General features: G+C 61.6%; 19 protein-coding genes. 6 read left to right on the top strand and 13 right to left on the bottom strand.

Annotated elements, in window-relative coordinates; translation table 11 throughout:
• Nucleotide 1: 1 nt before the first annotated feature.
• Nucleotides 2-1726 carry a tetratricopeptide repeat protein gene (locus RG836_RS22170; RefSeq protein ID WP_310849586.1) on the bottom strand — a complete coding sequence of 575 codons (1725 nt, stop codon included), beginning with the start codon at nt 1724-1726 and terminating at the stop codon, nt 2-4.
• Between the two features lie 182 nt (nt 1727-1908).
• Between RG836_RS22170 and hemA the strand changes: the two genes are divergently transcribed.
• The 6 genes from hemA (at nt 1909) to RG836_RS22140 (ending at nt 7279) form a co-directional block, all read left to right on the top strand.
• A complete protein-coding gene (gene hemA / locus RG836_RS22165; protein ID WP_310849584.1) occupies nt 1909-3195 on the top strand; it encodes a glutamyl-tRNA reductase in 1287 nt (428 codons plus the stop codon).
• Nucleotides 3195-4277, top strand: coding sequence for a peptide chain release factor 1 (prfA, locus tag RG836_RS22160; protein WP_310849583.1), 1083 nt, complete (start codon nt 3195-3197; stop codon nt 4275-4277). Before hemA ends, prfA begins: the two co-directional genes overlap by 1 nt.
• 3 nt (nt 4278-4280) lie before the next feature.
• The gene (prmC, locus tag RG836_RS22155) at nt 4281-5111 is read left to right on the top strand and encodes a peptide chain release factor N(5)-glutamine methyltransferase (protein WP_310849581.1); all 831 of its coding nucleotides are present in this window, start codon (nt 4281-4283) and stop codon (nt 5109-5111) included.
• Nucleotides 5105-5860, top strand: a complete 756-nt coding sequence (locus RG836_RS22150; RefSeq protein WP_310849580.1) for a molybdopterin-synthase adenylyltransferase MoeB — start codon at nt 5105-5107, stop codon at nt 5858-5860. Before prmC ends, RG836_RS22150 begins: the two co-directional genes overlap by 7 nt.
• Nucleotides 5853-6644, top strand: coding sequence for a glutamate racemase (murI, locus tag RG836_RS22145; protein ID WP_310849578.1), 792 nt, complete (start codon nt 5853-5855; stop codon nt 6642-6644). The genes RG836_RS22150 and murI overlap by 8 nt, the downstream gene beginning before the upstream one ends.
• A gap of 116 nt (nt 6645-6760) precedes the next feature.
• A complete protein-coding gene (locus tag RG836_RS22140; protein ID WP_310849576.1) occupies nt 6761-7279 on the top strand; it encodes an acyloxyacyl hydrolase in 519 nt (172 codons plus the stop codon).
• 127 nt (nt 7280-7406) lie between these two features.
• Here RG836_RS22140 and RG836_RS22135 read toward each other — a convergent pair whose 3' ends face one another.
• The 12 genes from RG836_RS22135 to RG836_RS22080 form a co-directional block, all read right to left on the bottom strand.
• Nucleotides 7407-7712 carry a YkgJ family cysteine cluster protein gene (locus RG836_RS22135; protein WP_310849574.1) on the bottom strand — a complete coding sequence of 102 codons (306 nt, stop codon included), beginning with the start codon at nt 7710-7712 and terminating at the stop codon, nt 7407-7409.
• 53 nt (nt 7713-7765) lie between these two features.
• Nucleotides 7766-8269: a DUF2878 domain-containing protein gene (locus tag RG836_RS22130; RefSeq protein WP_310849572.1), complete on the bottom strand. Its 504-nt coding sequence runs from the start codon at nt 8267-8269 to the stop codon at nt 7766-7768.
• Nucleotides 8262-9533 (bottom strand): cyclopropane-fatty-acyl-phospholipid synthase family protein, encoded by a 1272-nt coding sequence (locus tag RG836_RS22125; RefSeq protein ID WP_310849570.1) that lies wholly within the window; start codon nt 9531-9533, stop codon nt 8262-8264. Before RG836_RS22125 ends, RG836_RS22130 begins: the two co-directional genes overlap by 8 nt.
• A complete protein-coding gene (locus RG836_RS22120; protein ID WP_310849568.1) occupies nt 9520-10332 on the bottom strand; it encodes a DUF1365 domain-containing protein in 813 nt (270 codons plus the stop codon). The genes RG836_RS22125 and RG836_RS22120 overlap by 14 nt, the downstream gene beginning before the upstream one ends.
• Nucleotides 10329-11576 (bottom strand): NAD(P)/FAD-dependent oxidoreductase, encoded by a 1248-nt coding sequence (locus RG836_RS22115; RefSeq protein WP_310849566.1) that lies wholly within the window; start codon nt 11574-11576, stop codon nt 10329-10331. Before RG836_RS22115 ends, RG836_RS22120 begins: the two co-directional genes overlap by 4 nt.
• Complete coding sequence (locus tag RG836_RS22110) at nt 11573-12355, bottom strand: SDR family NAD(P)-dependent oxidoreductase (protein ID WP_310849564.1); 783 nt, start codon at nt 12353-12355, stop codon at nt 11573-11575. Before RG836_RS22110 ends, RG836_RS22115 begins: the two co-directional genes overlap by 4 nt.
• The gene (locus tag RG836_RS22105; RefSeq protein WP_310849562.1) at nt 12352-12774 is read right to left on the bottom strand and encodes a nuclear transport factor 2 family protein; all 423 of its coding nucleotides are present in this window, start codon (nt 12772-12774) and stop codon (nt 12352-12354) included. Before RG836_RS22105 ends, RG836_RS22110 begins: the two co-directional genes overlap by 4 nt.
• Nucleotides 12767-14212: a deoxyribodipyrimidine photo-lyase gene (gene phrB / locus RG836_RS22100; protein WP_310849560.1), complete on the bottom strand. Its 1446-nt coding sequence runs from the start codon at nt 14210-14212 to the stop codon at nt 12767-12769. The genes RG836_RS22105 and phrB overlap by 8 nt, the downstream gene beginning before the upstream one ends.
• Before the next feature lie 20 nt (nt 14213-14232).
• Entirely contained in the window at nt 14233-15174 is a 942-nt protein-coding gene (locus RG836_RS22095) for a MerR family transcriptional regulator (RefSeq protein WP_310849558.1), read from the bottom strand.
• Entirely contained in the window at nt 15174-16133 is a 960-nt protein-coding gene (locus RG836_RS22090) for a 2-thiouracil desulfurase family protein (protein ID WP_310849556.1), read from the bottom strand. The genes RG836_RS22095 and RG836_RS22090 overlap by 1 nt, the downstream gene beginning before the upstream one ends.
• 219 nt (nt 16134-16352) lie before the next feature.
• Entirely contained in the window at nt 16353-16568 is a 216-nt protein-coding gene (locus RG836_RS22085) for a TIGR02450 family Trp-rich protein (RefSeq protein WP_310849555.1), read from the bottom strand.
• Complete coding sequence (locus RG836_RS22080) at nt 16565-17551, bottom strand: NAD(P)/FAD-dependent oxidoreductase (protein WP_310849553.1); 987 nt, start codon at nt 17549-17551, stop codon at nt 16565-16567. The genes RG836_RS22085 and RG836_RS22080 overlap by 4 nt, the downstream gene beginning before the upstream one ends.
• Between the last annotated feature and the right edge of the window lie 37 nt (nt 17552-17588).

Raw genomic sequence — 17588 nt, 5'->3', positions numbered from 1 at the left:
CTTAAAGAGTCTCTGATCCGGTCAGGCGCTTGATGGTGCTGCGCAGAATAGTGCTGTCGGGCTGGTCCTTGAGGAATTTGCCCCAGATTTGCCTGGCTTCACGCTGTTTGCCGTTGGCCCACAGCACTTCGCCCAGGTGTGCGGCGACTTCGTGATCGGGAAAGCGTTCCAGCGCCTGGCGCAGGTAGCGCTCGGCTTCATCCAGGTTGCCGAGGCGGAAGTTGACCCAGCCAAGACTATCGAGCACAGCCGGGTCTTCCGGGCTGATCCGATGCGCTTGTTCAATCAGTGTCTTGGCTTCGGCATAGCGTGTCGTGCGATCCGAAAGGGTATAGCCCAGCGCGTTAAGCGCCATGGCGTTGTCCGGGTCGCGCTTGATGATCAGCCGCAGGTCTTTTTCCATCTGCGCCAGGTCATTGCGTTTCTCGGCCTGCATGGCGCGGGTGTAGAGCAAGTTCAAGTCGTCGGGATATTGCTGCAGCGCGGCTTGCAGGGTTTTCCAGGCCTTGTCTTCCTGCTTGTTGGCCGACAGGGTTTCCGCCTCGATCAGATACAGCTGAATCGCGTAATCCGGCTGCTCATCGCGCTCGGCGGCCAGGCGGGCCTGAGCTTCAGCGGTCTTGCCGTTGTTCATCAGGATATCGGCCTGACGCAGTTGTGCCGGCAGGTAATCGTTGCCGGGGCCGACCTGGGCATACTCGATCAACGCGCCTTGCGGGTCGTTGCGCTCTTCAGCGATGCGGCCGAGGTTCAGGTGCGCCGAGTCGACGTGACTTTCCCGGGCAATCAGGTCTTCCAGATAACCCTTGGCCTCTTCCCAGGCCTTGGCTTCCAGGCACACCAGCGCCAGGGAGTAACGCAACTCGTCATCTTCCGGGTATTGCTGCACCAGGCTCGAAAACTCGACCTTGGCGTCGTCCATGCGGTTCTGTTCTACCAGCATGCGCGCGTAGGTCAGGCGCAGGCGCTTGTCTTCGGGGTATTTCTTGATGCTTTTTTGCAGCAGCGGCAAGGCTTCGCTACCTCGGTTGAGCCCTTGCAGCAGGCGCGCGCGCAGCAGCAGCGGGGCCACTTCACCTTCGTCCGGCGGATTGTCTTCCAGCAGCGCCAGCGCACCCTTGAGGTCGCCATCCTGTTGCAACAGCAACGCTTTGCCGAAGATCAACTGGCTGTTGTTTGGGTGGCGTTGCAATAAACGGTCGAAACTTTTCATCAAACCGTTGCGGGTGTCCTGGTCGGTGTCCGCGGCCGACAAGGCGAGAAAATCGAAATGCGTGTCGCCCTTACCCTGCAGCACCTTCTCCATGTACACCATGGAGTCGTCGTAGCGCCCGGCGCGTGCCAGTTGCACGGCGGCGGCGCGTTGCGCTTCGAGGTCGTCCGGGGCGTTTTTCGCCCAGATCATCGCGGTGTCCAGGGCGGCCTGATCGGCGCCCAGGTATTCGGCGATGCGAAAGGCACGCTCGGAGATCCCCGGGTCCTGCGTGTTGATCGCCTGGGTCACGTAGTTGTCCAGGGCAATGTCATAGCGATTGCGCTGGCCAGCCAGTTCGGCGCTCAACAGACTGAAGACGGTCTCTTCGCTGAACGAGCCGTAGACCTTGGGCTTTTCAGGGGCGGGAGTGCTGTCTTCGACCGGCGACGTAGCGTCCGGCGATACGGGTGCCATGGCCTGGCAGCCGCTGAGGAAGACAAATGCGAGGAGCAACGCGGAGGATCTATTCATATAGGAAGAGGACGACTTACCTGCGGTCGGATCATCATGACACAAGCCTTCGGCCAAACATAACCGAGTCTCGATAAGGGCCTTTATAGGGGCAGACAATTGTGACAATAGTCAGCGGTGGTTGTTCTCACTCTGGCGAAGTAGGACAATTGTCGGCTTCACGTCACCACCAGCGACTTTGAATGGCCTTCCTTGCCCTCGGTATTAACCACAAGACTGCTTCCGTAGACGTCCGCGAGCGCGTGGCCTTTACGCCTGAGCAGCTGGTTGAGGCCTTGCAGCAGCTCTGCCGCCTCACCGACAGCCGCGAAGCTGCGATCCTCTCCACCTGCAATCGCAGTGAACTCTATATAGAACAGGATCACCTTTCGGCGGATATCGTACTGCGCTGGCTGGCCGATTATCACCATTTGAGCCTCGACGAGCTGCGCGCAAGCGCCTATGTGCACGAAGAGGATGCGGCAGTTCGTCACATGATGCGCGTCGCCTCCGGGCTCGATTCGCTGGTGTTGGGTGAGCCGCAGATTCTCGGCCAGATGAAATCCGCCTACGCCGTGGCGCGCGAGGCCGGCACCATCGGTCCGCTGCTGGGACGGTTGTTCCAGGCCACCTTCAACGCCGCCAAGCAGGTGCGCACCGACACCGCGATCGGCGAAAACCCGGTGTCCGTGGCATTCGCCGCGGTCAGCCTGGCCAAGCAGATCTTCAGTGACCTGCAACGCAGCCAGGCTTTGCTGATCGGCGCCGGTGAAACCATCACCCTGGTCGCCCGGCACCTGCACGAGTTGGGCGTCAAGCGCATCGTGGTCGCCAACCGTACCCTGGAGCGCGCGAGCATCCTGGCCGAACAATTCGGCGCCCACGCGGTGCTGCTGTCGGACATCCCCGCCGAACTGGTGCGCAGCGATATCGTTATCAGTTCCACCGCCAGCCAGTTGCCGATCCTCGGCAAGGGCGCGGTGGAAAGCGCCCTGAAACTGCGCAAGCACAAACCGATTTTCATGGTCGACATCGCCGTGCCCCGGGACATCGAGCCCGAAGTCGGTGAGTTGGACGACGTGTACCTGTACAGCGTCGACGATTTGCATGAAGTGGTCGCGGAAAACCTCAAGAGCCGGCAGGGTGCGGCCCAGGCTGCTGAAGAGATGGTGTCGGTCGGCGCCGACGATTTCATGGTGCGCCTGCGCGAGTTGGCAGCGGTCGACGTGCTGAAGGCGTATCGTCAGCAGAGCGAACGCACTCGCGACGAAGAATTGCAGAAAGCCCTGCGCCTGCTCGCCAACGGCAGCAGTGCCGAAGACGTCCTGGTGCAGTTGGCCCGTGGCCTGACCAACAAGTTGCTGCACGCACCCAGCGTGCAACTGAAAAAACTCACCGCCGAAGGCCGCCTCGATGCGCTGGCCATGGCGCAGGAACTTTTTGCCCTCGGTGAGGGCTCCCCGGATAGCTCGTCGGATAAAAAACTGTAATGAAAGCGTCACTGCTCAATAAGCTGGACATCCTCCAGGACCGTTTCGAGGAACTGACTGCGCTGCTGGGCGATGGCGAAGTCATTTCCGATCAGACCAAATTCCGCACCTATTCCAAGGAATACGCCGAAGTCGAGCCGATTGTCGGCGCCTATAAACAGTTGCTCAAAGTGCAAGGCGACCTCGAAGGCGCCCAGGCGCTGCTCAAGGACAGCGACCCGGACATGCGCGAAATGGCCGTGGAAGAAGTCCGCGAAGCCAAAGAGCAACTCATCGAACTGGAAGCCAGCCTGCAACGCATGCTATTGCCCAAGGACCCGAACGATGGCCGCAACGTGTTCCTCGAAATCCGCGCCGGCACCGGCGGCGACGAGGCGGCGATCTTCTCCGGCGACCTGTTCCGCATGTATTCCCGTTACGCCGAACGGCGTGGCTGGCGGGTAGAAATCCTCTCGGAGAACGAGGGCGAACATGGCGGCTATAAAGAAGTGATCGCAAGGGTCGAGGGCGACAACGTCTACGGCAAGCTCAAATTCGAATCTGGCGCGCACCGTGTACAGCGTGTGCCGGCGACCGAATCCCAGGGCCGCATCCACACCTCGGCCTGCACCGTGGCGGTGTTGCCGGAGCCAGACGAGCAGGAAGCGATCGAGATCAACCCGGCGGATTTGCGGGTCGACACCTACCGGTCCTCCGGCGCCGGCGGCCAGCACGTCAACAAAACCGACTCGGCGATCCGCATCACCCACTTGCCGTCGGGGATTGTGGTCGAGTGCCAGGAAGAGCGTTCGCAGCACAAGAACCGTGCGCGAGCGATGTCGTGGTTGTCGGCCAAGCTCAACGACCAGCAAACCAGCGCCGCGGCCAATGCCATCGCCAGCGAGCGCAAGTTGCTGGTGGGCTCGGGCGACCGCTCGGAACGGATTCGCACTTACAACTTCGCCCAGGGTCGGGTCACCGACCATCGGGTCAACCTGACGCTGTATTCCCTCGACGAAATCCTCGCGGGCGGTGTCGATGCGGTGATCGAGCCGTTGCTGGCCGAATACCAGGCCGACCAACTTGCAGCGATAGGTGATTAAACAATGACCATCATTGCCAGCCTTCTGCGTGCCGCCGATTTGCCCGATTCACCCACGGCCCGCCTCGATGCCGAGTTGTTGCTGGCGGCGGCCTTGGGCAAGTCGCGCAGTTTCCTGCACACCTGGCCCGAGCGCATCGTGCCGTCCGACGCTGCGTTGACCTTCGCCAACTACCTGCAACGGCGCCGAACCGGCGAGCCGGTGGCGTACATCCTCGGCCAGCAGGGGTTCTGGAAACTTGATCTGGAAGTGGCGCCGCACACGCTGATTCCGCGTCCCGACACCGAGCTGTTGGTGGAAGCCGCGCTGGAACTGTTGCCCGCCACACCGGCCAAGGTGCTAGACCTTGGCACGGGCAGCGGCGCAATTGCCTTGGCCCTGGCCAGTGAGCGCCCAGCCTGGAGTGTGATGGCGGTCGACCGCGTGCTCGAAGCGGTGGCCCTGGCCGAGCGCAATCGTCAGCGCCTGCACCTGAAAAATGCCACGGTACTGAGCAGTCACTGGTTCAGCGCCCTCGAAGGCCAGCGTTTCCAGTTGATTATCAGCAACCCTCCTTATATAGCCTCGGCCGATCCGCATCTGGTGGAAGGCGATGTGCGTTTCGAACCGGCCAGTGCCCTGGTGGCCGGCGTCGACGGGCTGGACGATCTGCGGCTGATCGTCGCCCAGGCACCGGATTATCTGGAAACGGGTGGCTGGTTGATGCTTGAACACGGCTACGACCAGGCCGACGCAGTGCGTGATTTGCTGCTGACCCGTGGCTTCGAAGAGGTGCACAGTCGCACCGACCTCGGCGGCCATCAGCGGATCAGCCTCGGGCGCCTGCCATGCTGAATGATCAGGAGCTGTTGCGGTACAGCCGGCAGATCCTGTTGCAGCACGTCGACATCGACGGCCAGTTGAAGCTCAAACACAGCCGCGTGCTGATTGTCGGGCTCGGTGGCCTCGGCGCGCCGGTGGCGCTGTACCTGGCGGCGGCAGGGGTTGGTGAGTTGCACCTGGCGGACTTCGACACGGTCGACCTGACCAACCTGCAACGGCAGATCATCCACGACACCGACAGCGTCGGCCTGAGCAAGGTTGATTCGGCGCTCAACCGCCTGAGCGCGATCAACCCCGAGATTCAACTGATCGCCCACCGTTCGGCGCTGGACGAGGATTCATTGACGGCCGCCGTGACGGCGGTGGACCTCGTACTGGACTGTTCCGACAATTTCACCACCCGCGAAGCGGTCAACGCCGCGTGTGTCGCGTCGAAAACGCCGCTGGTGAGCGGTGCGGCGATTCGCCTGGAAGGGCAGTTGTCGGTATTCGACCCGCGCCGTCCCGAGAGTCCGTGCTACCACTGTTTATATGGGCACGGCAGCGAAGCCGAACTGACCTGCAGCGAGGCCGGCGTGATTGGCCCATTGGTAGGTCTGGTCGGCAGCCTGCAAGCGCTGGAAGCCCTGAAATTGCTGGTGGGCTTCGGTGAACCACTGGTCGGGCGCTTGTTGTTGATCGATGCCCTGGGCACGCGGTTCCGCGAATTGCGGGTCAAGCGTGATCCCGGTTGCAGCGTCTGCGGTGCCGCCCATGCGTGACGCGCCCATTGGCGTGTTCGACTCTGGCGTCGGTGGGCTGTCCGTGCTCGCCGAGATCCAGCGCTTGTTGCCCAACGAGTCGCTGCTGTACGTCGCCGATTGCGGCAACATTCCCTACGGCGAGAAATCCGCCGAGTTTATCCGCCAGCGTTGCCAGGTGATGGCCGGGTTTTTCCAGCGCCAGGGCGCAAAGGCCTTGGTGCTCGCATGTAATACCGCCACCGTGGCCGGCGTCGCCGATCTGCGTCGCGATTATCCCGACTGGCCGCTGGTGGGCATGGAACCCGCGGTGAAGCCTGCGGCGGCCGCTACCCGCAGCGGTGTGGTGGGGGTGCTGGCCACCACCGGCACCTTGCAAAGCGCCAAGTTCGCCGCGTTGCTCGATCGTTTTGCCACGGATGTTCGAGTCATCACCCAACCTTGCCCAGGCTTGGTGGAACTGATCGAGGCCGGCGATTTACACAGCCCGGTGCTGCGCGAGCTGCTGCGCGGTTATGTCGAGCCGCTGCTGGCGGCGGGCTGCGACACGATTATCCTCGGCTGCACGCATTATCCCTTCCTGAAACCGTTGCTCAAGCAGATGATCCCGGACGCTATCAGCCTGATCGACACGGGTGCCGCCGTGGCCCGGCAACTTCAGCGTTTGCTCGCCGAGCGAGAGTTGCTCGCTGAAGGACCGGCCCGCGCTACCCGGTTCTGGTCCAGCGCTGATCCGCAACACCTGAGCGCTATTCTGCCGCTCTTGTGGAACGGTCCTGGTGAAGTCGGTACTTTCGACTTGTAAAAAAAACGTGAAAAAGGTGAAACTTGGTCTGAACTTCTGATTAGAGCCAGAATTCTATAGCTCTGTCTGTTGGGCAATAAAAACCATTCGAAACTGTTCGGGAAAGGATGTTTCTAGTGAAGCGACTATTCTGTTTGGCCGCGATTGCGACCGCATTGTTGGGGAACACTTACACCGCACAGGCGGCAGGCGTGGAGTTCGGAGTGGGTGCGACGAGCGACTCGACCATGACCTACCGGTTGGGCATGACCTTTGATTGGGACCAGAGCTGGTGGCAGACCGACGTTGGTCGGGTCACGGGTTACTGGAGCGGGGCTTACACCTATTGGGAAGGTGACAAGACGTCGAGCAACAACAGCTTGTCGTTCTCTCCAGTGTTTGTTTACGAATTTGCCGGTCAGTCGGTTCGACCTTATGTTGAAGCGGGCATCGGCGTGGCGTTGTTTTCCAACAACGAACTCGAAGACAACAAGATTGGCGGCGCTTTCCAGTTCGAAGACCGCATCGGTCTTGGCCTGCGCTTTAACGGCGGCCACGAAGTCGGGATTCGTGCGACGCACTATTCCAACGCCGGTCTAAGCAGCGACAACGATGGTGTAGAAAGTTACGCGCTGCATTACACGATGCCGCTCTAAGCTTCACATGATCAAAATGTGGGAGCGAGCCTGCTCGCGAAGAAGGAGTGTCAGTGACCGTTCAGGGGACTGACACACCGCGTTCGCAGCAGGCTCGCTCCCACAGTCGTTTTCAGTCGCCGCAACCTCAGCGATACGCCGTCGCAATCCCTTCACGCTCGGTCACGCATTCCGGCGCGCCCATCTCGAATTCCCGGCAAATCAGCGGACGTTTTTCATAGATCGTGCACAGCATGCTGTTGCGATCCAGCGCCGCGCACCAGCCATCGTCCAGGCGTAGCATGACTTCTCCGCCCCAGTCGTCGGTATCGATATAGCGTTCGGGCACACCGGTGTCGGTGATCAGCATCACTTCGAGCTGGCAGCAGCAGGCGGCGCAAGTCGAACAGGTGATCGCCGGTTCGGCGATTTGCTGGTGGGGGATGGTTTTCATGGCGCGCAGTGTAAGCCAGCGGACCTGGCCTGTGTGAAAGGCCTGACGGACGCTCAACCGTTGGCCGTGCCGCTCAAGCGTCTGGCCATCACGTGCAGCAGTGGAAACAGCAGCGCCCAGAGCAGGCCGATACCCAGCAGCGTGGGTACTTGGCCGTAGGGGAAATGCACCCCGGCCAGTTGCCCGCCAGCGTAGTACGACAGGCTGCCACCCACGGCGCCGAGCAGGCTCGCCAGCCACCAGGGCGACGCGCTCCAGTGCAGACAATGGCGCAAGGTCGTCGCGAGCAACGCCCACAGCAGCATCAGCCACAACGGAATCAGCGGCGCCAGGTCCTCGAAACGGAATACACCCGACCAGCGCAATGTGCCGTCTATCGCCGTGCCGAGCAACACCACGCTTAGCACCAATCGACCTTCCTGGGCCCAACTGCTGATCCAGGACAGGTGGATCACCAGCACCGCCAACGCCAGCAGCAGCCACAAACTGTTGCCGCCGAGCACGCAGGCAAACCAGCCGAGCTGGAACAGCGCGGCGTTGGCCAGGCGTTCAAGCATCGAAGCGCCCCAGCAGCGGCTCGGTGATTGCCGAAGGTTTGGCCAGCAGCAATTGCGCGGTGCCGATCGTGCGCTCGAGAAACCCGCCTTCGCAGTAACACAGGTAAAACTCCCACAACCGCAGGAAATACTCGTCGTAACCCAATTCGCCGAGACGACCGTGGGCACGACGAAAATTCTCATGCCACAGGCGCAGGGTCCGGGCGTAGTGCAGGCCGAAATCCTCCATGTGCAGCAGGTTCATATCGGTCTCGCGGCTGACGATCTCAAGCATTTTTTGCACCGAGGGCAGGGCGCCGCCGGGGAAAATGTAGCGCTGGATGAAATCGACGCCGCGTTTGGCCTGTTCGTAGCGTTGCTCGCGGATGGTGATGGCTTGCAGCAGCATCAAGCCGTCGCTCTTGAGCAAGTGCGCACATTGCTTGAAATACGTCGGCAGGAAGCGATGGCCGACCGCTTCGATCATCTCGATCGACACCAGTTTGTCGTACTGCCCGGTCAGGTCGCGGTAGTCCTGCAACAGCAACGTCACCTGATCCTGCAAACCCAGAGTTTCGATGCGCCGCGCGGTGAAGGCGAATTGCTCCTTGGACAGGGTGGTGGTGGTGACCCGGCAGCCATAATGCTGCGCCGCGTAGAGCGCCATGCTGCCCCAGCCGGTGCCGATTTCCAGCAAGTGGTCCTCGGGCTTGAGCGCCAGTTTCTGGCAGATGCGTTCAAGCTTGTTCAGTTGAGCTTGTTCCAGGCTGTCGTCGGCACGCAGGAATTGCGCGGCGGAATACATCATGGTCGGGTCGAGAAACTGTTCGAACAACTCATTGCCAAGGTCGTAATGCGCCGCGATATTTCTCTGCGAGCCTTGCCGCGTATTGCGATTAAGCCAGTGCAGGCCGCGAACGAATGGCCGGCCAAGCTTGGCCAAACCCCCTTCGAGGGCGTCGAGGACGTCGAGGTTGCTGACGAACACCCGGACCACGGCAGTCAAATCCGGTGAGCTCCAGTAACCGTGAATAAAGGCTTCGCCTGCACCGATCGAACCGTTGCTCGCCACCAGGCCCCAGGCCGCCGCGTCGAGGATATGAATTTCACCGAGCAAGTGGCTGCCAGCGCGACCAAAGATTTGCCGTTCGCCGTCTTCGATGACCACCAGTTGTCCGTGCTGCAGCTGCCCGAGCAGGCGCAGCACGCCGCGACGCAACAGCGCACCGGTCAAGCCATTGGCGCTCAGTCGGGTGGTTTTGGCCGAAAGGCTAGGGGATTTCATGGTGGCGTTCCTTGGACTCTGCGACGGCTGTACTGCAGGCGCCAACGGCGGCCTGATGGGAGAAAATCGGTGCGCGTTTGATCAACAGCCGCAGGGCTTGCCAGTAAATCGCCAGGCAGGTTTTCGCGGTCATCCACGGAAATTGCCGCAAGTAGCGATGCAGGCTGCGGCGGTCGAGGGCCTGGCGTTGCAGGTTGAGCGTCGCGTCGAACAGCTTGTGCTCGCCCTGCCAGTCCGCCATGTGCACCCCGAGCCGCTGCGCGGCGGGGCTGAAACTCATGCGGTATTCCAGCTCGCGGGGCAGGAAGGGCGAGACATGAAACGCTTTGGCCACCGCGAAATGCTGGTGCTCGGACGGCGCGTGCAGGGCATTGGCCGGTAGCACGTAGTGATAGCGCTCGCGCCACGGCGTATTGGTGACTTCACACAAAATGGCGGCCAGTCGGCCATCGGCTTCATGGCAATAAAAGAAGCTCACCGGATTGAACGACAGCCCCCAACTGCGCGCCTGGGTCAGCAGGCACACCGAGCCTTGCGGCGCGTGGCCAATGGCCTGTTTCACTTGCTGGCGCACTGCGTCGATCAAGCGCATGCCGGCGCCGGTGAAGGCCTTGAGGTAGTCGCCCTCGCGAAACGAAAAAGGCGCAAAGCGACTGTGCCCGGCCAGGGCAGACAAGCCGAGCACGTCGTTCTGTTCGTCGAGGTCCAGGTACAGCAAACCAATCCGGTAGCGGAACTCATGGCGCTTGGGCGCAAACCGCCGATGGGCGATCCAGCCACTGTACAGGGCGCTGTTCACAGGGTTTCCCCAAAGGCCTGGGCCACGCGCAATGCGCTGACCACGCCGTCTTCATGAAAACCGTTGGCCCAGTAGGCGCCACAGAAATAGCTGTGCTGCGCGCCGTTCAATTCGCCCCAGCGTGCCTGCGCCGCCACTGCGCTCAAACTGAATTGCGGATGGGCGTAGGTGAAATGGCCGAGAACTTTGCGCGGATCGATGCCGGCGCTCTGGTTGAGACTGACGCAGAACGTGGTGTCGCTCTGGATGCCTTGCAGAATATTCATGTCGTAGGTCACGGCCGCCAGGCCAGGCCCGGCGACCCCGAGGCGATAATTCCAGCTGGCCCAGGCCAGTTTGCGGTCAGGCAACAGGCGCGTGTCGGTGTGCAATACGACTTGGTTGTCGGCGTAGGGCAGGGCGCCGAGGATCGACTGCTCGGCCTCGCTCGGCCGCGCCAGCAATTGCAGCACCTGATCGCTGTGGCAGGCGAACACCACTTTGTCGAAGCGTTCGCTGCCGCGGGCGCTGTGAATGGTCACGCCGTCGACATCGCGCTCGACTTGCGTCACCGGGCAGTTGAGGCGGATGCGCTCGGCAAACCCGGCGCTCAGTGGCGCGATATAGGCACGGGAGCCACCCTCGATCACCTGCCACTGCGGCCGGTCACTGACCGACAACAAGCCATGATTCTTGAAAAACCGCACAAAGAACTGCAGCGGGAAACCGAGCATGTCGGCCATCGACATCGACCAGATCGCCGCGCCCATCGGCACGATGTAATGCAGGATGAAACGTTCGCCGTAGCCGTTGGCTTGCAGGTATTGGTTCAGCGTGGTGTCGGCGGCGATCCGCTGTTCGGCAAGGTCGCGAGTGGCTTCGCGGTTAAAGCGCAGAATGTCGCGCAACATGCCCCAGAAACCCGGCGACAACAGGTTGCTGCGCTGGGCAAACAGGCTGTTGAGGGTGTTGCCGTTGTACTCCAGGCCGCTGTCGGGATCGTGCACCGAAAAACTCATCTCGGTGGGTTTGAACGCCACGCCGAGTTGCCCGAGCAAGCGGATGAAATTCGGGTAGGTCCAGTCGTTGAACACGATGAAGCCGGTATCGATCGCGAACGTCTGCCCGTCCACGGTGACGTCGACCGTGTGCGTGTGGCCGCCGACCCAGTCGCTGGCTTCGAACAGGGTGATCTCATGTTGCCGGTTCAGCAGATAAGCGCTGGTCAGCCCCGAGATCCCGCTGCCGATGATCGCGATGTTCACGGTTGATCCTTCATCGGCGGATTGCTGCGCACCATGCGTTTGCCGATCGCCAGTTGCACGCGGGCGGGCAATTTCGACAGCGGCCACAGCGCCGCCATGAACAATCCCGGGAAGGCGATTTCCAATGGTCGGTCCTGAAGTTTGCGGATGATGTGCCGGGCGGCTTTGTCCGCCGGCCAGCTCAGTGGCATGGGAAAATCATTCTTGGCAGTCAGTGGCGTCTCGACGAAGCCGGGGCTGACCACGGTGACTTCAATGCCTTCGTCGGCCAGGTCGATGCGCAGCGATTCAAACAGATAACGCAGCCCGGCCTTCGATGCGCCGTACGCTTCGGCGCGGGGCAGCGGCAGGTATGTCACCGAACTGGCGACGCCGACCAGATGCGGCGCGGTGCCAGCGCGCAACAGCGGCAGGGCCGCTTCGATGCAGTAACTGCTGGCCAGCAGGTTGGTGCGCACCACGTGCTCGACGATCGAGGCATCGAACTGTTTGGCGTCGACGTATTCGCACGTGCCGGCGTTGAGGATCACGCTGTCCAGCGAACCCCAGTCCTCGGCGATCCGTTCGCCGATTTCGCGCACGGTCTGGCTGTTGGTCAGGTCACCCGGCAGCACCATCACTTGTCCCGGATAACGTTGCGCCAGTTCCTTGAGCGGGCCGTCGTTGCGCGAGCTGACCGCCAGATGCGCGCCAGTCTTGAGGATCTCTTCCGCCAGCGCGGCGCCGATGCCGCTGCTGGCGCCGGTCAGCCAATAGCGTCGAGCAGGTGTGAGGCTCATCCCATTCTCCTTTTCAGCCAGGCGATCGCCCGGCCCAATACTGGTACATGTTCGTAGAGCAAGGCGCCGGCATCGAAATAGTCGCGGTGCCGGTAGACCTTGTCATGCCAGTGCAGGTGCGAGCAGCCGTCGACCCGGATCAGCTTGCCGCCGCCCAGGTGCGGATGACGGTAGCTCATGGTCCAGCGCAGATAACCTTCGCCGTCACGCACGCGGTCGAAGCCGTGGTAGTCGAAATGCAGCTCGCTGACATTCGCGTACAGCTCACCGAAATACTGCTGCAACTGCGCCAGGCCCTGGACTTCGTGCAATGGGTCGGTGAAATGCACGTCGTCGCTGTACAACTCGGCAAGCAGGTGCAGATGGTTTTTGTCGATCCGGGTGAATTCGCTGGCGAAGCGCTGGAGGAAATCACTCATGGCTGTCTACCGCCTCCTGGCGTGATGGCAGATTCTTGAACGCGGCCAAGGCCCGTTGCCTGGAGGTGCTGAGGTTGACGATCGGCGGCGGATAATCGGCGACGCCGAACAACCCGCCGGCGTTGGCCGGGTTATGCACGTCTTTTTTGTCCAGCGCCGACAGTTGCGGTAGCCAGTGCTTGATGAACAGGCCTTCGCTGTCGAATTTTTCCGACTGGCTCAGCGGGTTGAAAATCCGGAAGTAAGGCTGCGAGTCGGTGCCGGTGGACGAACTCCACTGCCAGCCGCCGTTGTTGGCTGCCAAATCGCCGTCGATCAAATGCTGCATGAAAAACCGCTCGCCTTCGCGCCAGTCAATCAGCAGGTTCTTGGTCAGGAACATCGCCACCACCATGCGCAGGCGGTTGTGCATCCAACCGGTTTCCAGCAATTGGCGCATCGCGGCGTCAATGATCGGCAGACCGGTACGGGCTTCTTTCCACGCCGCCAAATCCTCCGGCGCATCCCGCCAGGGCACGGCTTCGGTTTCCGGACGAAACGCGCGGTGGCGCGAGACTCGTGGATAGCCGACCAAAATGTGCTTGTAGAACTCACGCCAGAGCAGTTCATTGATCCAGGTGACGGCGCCGACCTTGCCGCTTTCAAACTCGCCCTGATTGCTTTGCAGGGCGGCGTGCAGGCATTGGCGCGGGGAAATCACCCCGGCGGCGAGGTAAGGCGAGAGCTGGCTGGTGCCGGGCTTGGCCGGGAAGTCCCGCTCGCTGAGGTAATAGTCGATCTGCGCGTCGGCAAAGGTTTCGAGCCGACGCTGGGCTTCGGCTTCACCCGCCGGCCACAACGCCCGCAATTCATCGCTGGGTGGGGTGAAACCGTCGACTTTGGCGGGGATTTTGTCGCTGCTGATCTTCAGCGATGCTTGCCTGGTCGGGGCGGCAACACGCTTGGGTGTCGAGCCGTGCAAGCGGTTGTAACAGACTTTGCGGAACTGGCTGTAAACCTTGAAATAGCTGCCGGTCTTGGTCAGTACGCTGCCCGGCTGGAACAGCAACTGATCGAGATAGCGATAGAAAGTGATGCCGGCATCGTCGAGCGCTTGGGCCACCGCATCGTCGCGGTTGGTTTCATTGACGCCGTACTCTTCGTTAGCGTGAACCACGTCGACCTGCAACTCGCGACACAGCTTAAGCAACACCTGCGGTGCTTGCTCCCAACGGGGTGCCTTGCGAATCAGCAGCGGAATGTTCAGTTCGCCCAGCGAGCGGCTCAGGTCATCGAGGTTGCGCAGCCAGAAATCCACTTTGCATGGCGCGTCGTCGTGCTCGTGCCATTGCTCCGGGCTCAGCAGGTACACCGCCACCGTCGGCCCGCGCGCAGCGGCAGCCGAGAGGGCGGTGTTGTCGTGCAGGCGCAGATCGCTGCGCAACCAGATCAGCTGCATGGTGGTTTCCGTGGCAGACATTAAATGAGCCCACGCTGCATCAGCGTCTGATGCGCGGCGAGGGCATCTTCGGCGAGGCTCAGGTCGGCGATACCCTGGGTGTGCACGGACAGGTCCGCGTGGTGAATGCGCACCGTGGGGCCGGCGATGAATAGGGGGCAGGCGATGCCGTTCAGCAGTTTCGGCAGCGTCGACAGGTTCATGGCTTTGCTGGAATAGAGCAGCACGCCACGGGCTTGCAGGTGTTCAGCGGCCAGCGCCAGTTCGCCGGCGGGCAGCGGCCAGTCGAAGATTTCTACCGGGCAGTCGGCGCTGCTGATCAGCCACGCGGTCAGCCACAGGCTGGGCTCGAGTGGCAGGTCCGACTGATTCACCAGCAACAGCGGTGCATCACGCAATTGCCGGTTGTTGTGGTAGATCCGTGCGCCGAATTTGCTGCGCAACCAGCCATGGAAAAACACTCGCTCCATCTGCGCGCCAAATTGCCCCTGCCAGCGTTTTTCCAGGTCGGCGAGCAGCGGCATCAATAGCTGTTCGCACAGGGTACGAGGCGGGTACAGCGACATCGCTTGATTGACGGTGTCATCGAGTGTGCGCTCGGCCAATTGGCTGACGGCTTGCAGCAGGGTTCTGCGCAGCACGTCCCAGTCGTTTTCCGCCGATTCAGTGAACGCCTGCGGCGCGTCGAGCAACTGCTTGACCTGGCTGACCGCCACGCCACGGTTGAGCCAAGTCAGGATCGCCATAATCCGCTGCACATGCTCGGCTGAGAACAGCCGATGGCCCTTGGGCGTGCGCTGCGGCACGATCAAGCCATAGCGTCGCTCCCAGGCGCGCAGGGTAATTGCGTTGACCCCGGTTTGCCGAGCCACTTCGCGGATTGGCAACCAGCCGTCGTCCAGGGCCTTTTTGTAGTCGGCGCCGAGGTCTTCGCGGGCACTGGTATCGGGTGTTGTCTTCATTAGATCGCGTTTCGCAAGCTGAGGTTTTCCGGGTGCGGTTGCAGGTACACCTGCAAGGCAATGTAAGGATCGGGATGCTGGCGGAAGTGGTGCTTGAGCAAGGTCAGCGGCACCACCAGCGGCACGATGCCGTGGCGGTACTGGCCGATCACCTGTTGCACTTCCTGTTTGTCGTCGGCGCTGATCACCTGCTTGAGGTAACCGCTGATGTGCTGCAACACATTGCTGTGGGTGCGGCGAGTGGCGCATTTTTTCAGCGCCGCCATCAGCTCGCTGAAGTAGCGCGGGCCCAGTTCATTGGGATCGGACTTGCCCATGCTGCCGAGCAAATTGCCCAGGGTTTTGTATTGCACCGGGTTATGGGCCATCAGCAGGTATTTGTAGCGCGAGTGAAATTCGGTCAGCCCACGACGGCTCAGACCTTCCTGCAACAGCTGTTGCCAGGCGGCGTAGGCGAATACGCGGGTGAGGAAGTTTTCGCGCAACACTGGATCGTTGAGGCGGCCGTCTTCTTCCACCGGCAAATCCGGGTGCAAGGCACAGAACGCCTGGGCATAGATACCGCGCCCGCCGCCATCCACAGGCGCGCCGTTGGCGTGGTAGACCTTCACCCGCTCCAGCCCGCAGGACGGCGACTTCTGCATAAAGATGTAGCCGCAGATGTCGGCCAGTTCTGCGGCCATTGCTGTGCCGTACTCAGCCAGCGGCTGGGTGACATTGAGCGCCGGGTTGACCGTGCCGATCGCTTGCGGTTGCTCGGGATCACCCACCAGGCGAATCGGCTCGCGAGGGATGCCCAGGCCGATGGCGACTTCCGGGCACACCGGGACGAACTCGAAGTAGTCGGCGAGGGTGCGGCTGCACAGGCGCGATTCCTTGTGCCCACCGTTGAAACGCACTTCGGCGCCCATCAGGCACGCGCTGATGGCGATTTTCGGTTTGGCGGGGGCAATGGACATCGAAGCACCTCGAATCTAAACCTGTACAGAGCAGTAACTCTGTACAACATAGTTCTCATCATAGATTCGAAGCTGTACAAGTCAAATTATTTGTATAGGTTTTGTCGAAAAGCGCAGAAATTAAGGTGGGAGCGAGCCTGCTCGCGAAGGGGGAGTGTCAGTCGACATAGGGGTAGCTGCGCCACCGCATTCGCGAGCAAGCCCGCTCCCACAGGGGATCTACTTCCAGCCCAATAGCCAGGTGTTGCTGTCCTTTAAGGTCTGCCAATCTATGCGCTTACTGCGTTGAGTCAGCACCGCTTGCAATTCCACTTCCAGCACCACGCCTTCCTCATCGCGGAACAGTTCGGTCACCAGAAAATGCTTTTCGCGTTGTTGCGGATGGGCTGCTGTCCATTTCGACAGCAGCAACTTGCTCGGATTGATACGGTTCATTGCAAGTGTTCGTGCAGGCGTCGCGCCGCTTCCTGGCCGCTGAGCCAGGCGCCTTCGACTCGTCCGGACAGGCACCAGTCGCCGCACACGTACAAGCCCAGATCGGCATCGGCCAGCACGCCCCATTCGTGGCTGCTGGCGGGGCGGGCGTAGAGCCAGCGGTGGGCCAGGCTGAAGCTCGGCGCTGGCATGGCGCTGTGAAGTAATTCAGCGAAGGCACCGTGCAAATGCTCGATCACCGCTTCCTTGGACAAGTCGATGTTCTGCCGGCTCCAGGTGGCAGAGGCGTGAAGGACCCAGGTGTCTAAGATGTTGTCGCGCCCCGGCTTGCTGCGGTTGCGGGCCAGCCAGTCGAGCGGGCTGTCCTGCACGAAGCAGCCTTCCATAGGGGTATCGAGCGGTGTTTCGAACGCGAGGGCGACCGCCCATGTCGGGTCCATTTTCACACCGGCAGCGGCACCGGCCAATTTCGGCGCGGCCGCGAGTAGCGCGGTAGCTTGCGGCGCCGGCGTGGCTATTACCACATGACTGAACGGACCGTGGGTGAAGCCTTCGGCGTCCTGCAGATGCCAATGCCGTTCACCGCGATAGACCTCGGTGATGCGGCAGGCGAACTGCACTTGCAGATCGCCGAGCAAGGCGCGGGTGATCGCACTCATGCGCGGCGTGCCGACCCAGCGGGTCTGTTCGTCCGGCGACAGGCTGAGTTGGCCGCCGTGGAAGGTGTAGAGCTGCGGCGTCCATTCGGCGACCCAGCCGTTGGCTTGCCAGCGCTGGACCTCGGTGACGAAGCGGCGATCGCGCGCGGTGAAATATTGCGCGCCCATGTCCAGCGCGCCGGCATCGCTGTGCTTGCTCGACATGCGTCCACCGCTGCCGCGGCTTTTATCGAAAAGTTGAACGACGTGCCCGGCCTCCGTAAGGGCCTGGGCGGCGGAGAGTCCGGCGATGCCGGTGCCGATGATTGCGATAGGTACAGTCATAGGGGCCTCGTTTACCTTTCTGTACAGACTACGCCGC

It is taken from the genome of Pseudomonas rhizozeae, from assembly GCF_031583775.1.
Classification (GTDB): domain Bacteria; phylum Pseudomonadota; class Gammaproteobacteria; order Pseudomonadales; family Pseudomonadaceae; genus Aquipseudomonas.
Note: the sequence above shows the minus strand (reverse complement) of the source record. Positions and strands in the feature narration are given on the sequence as shown.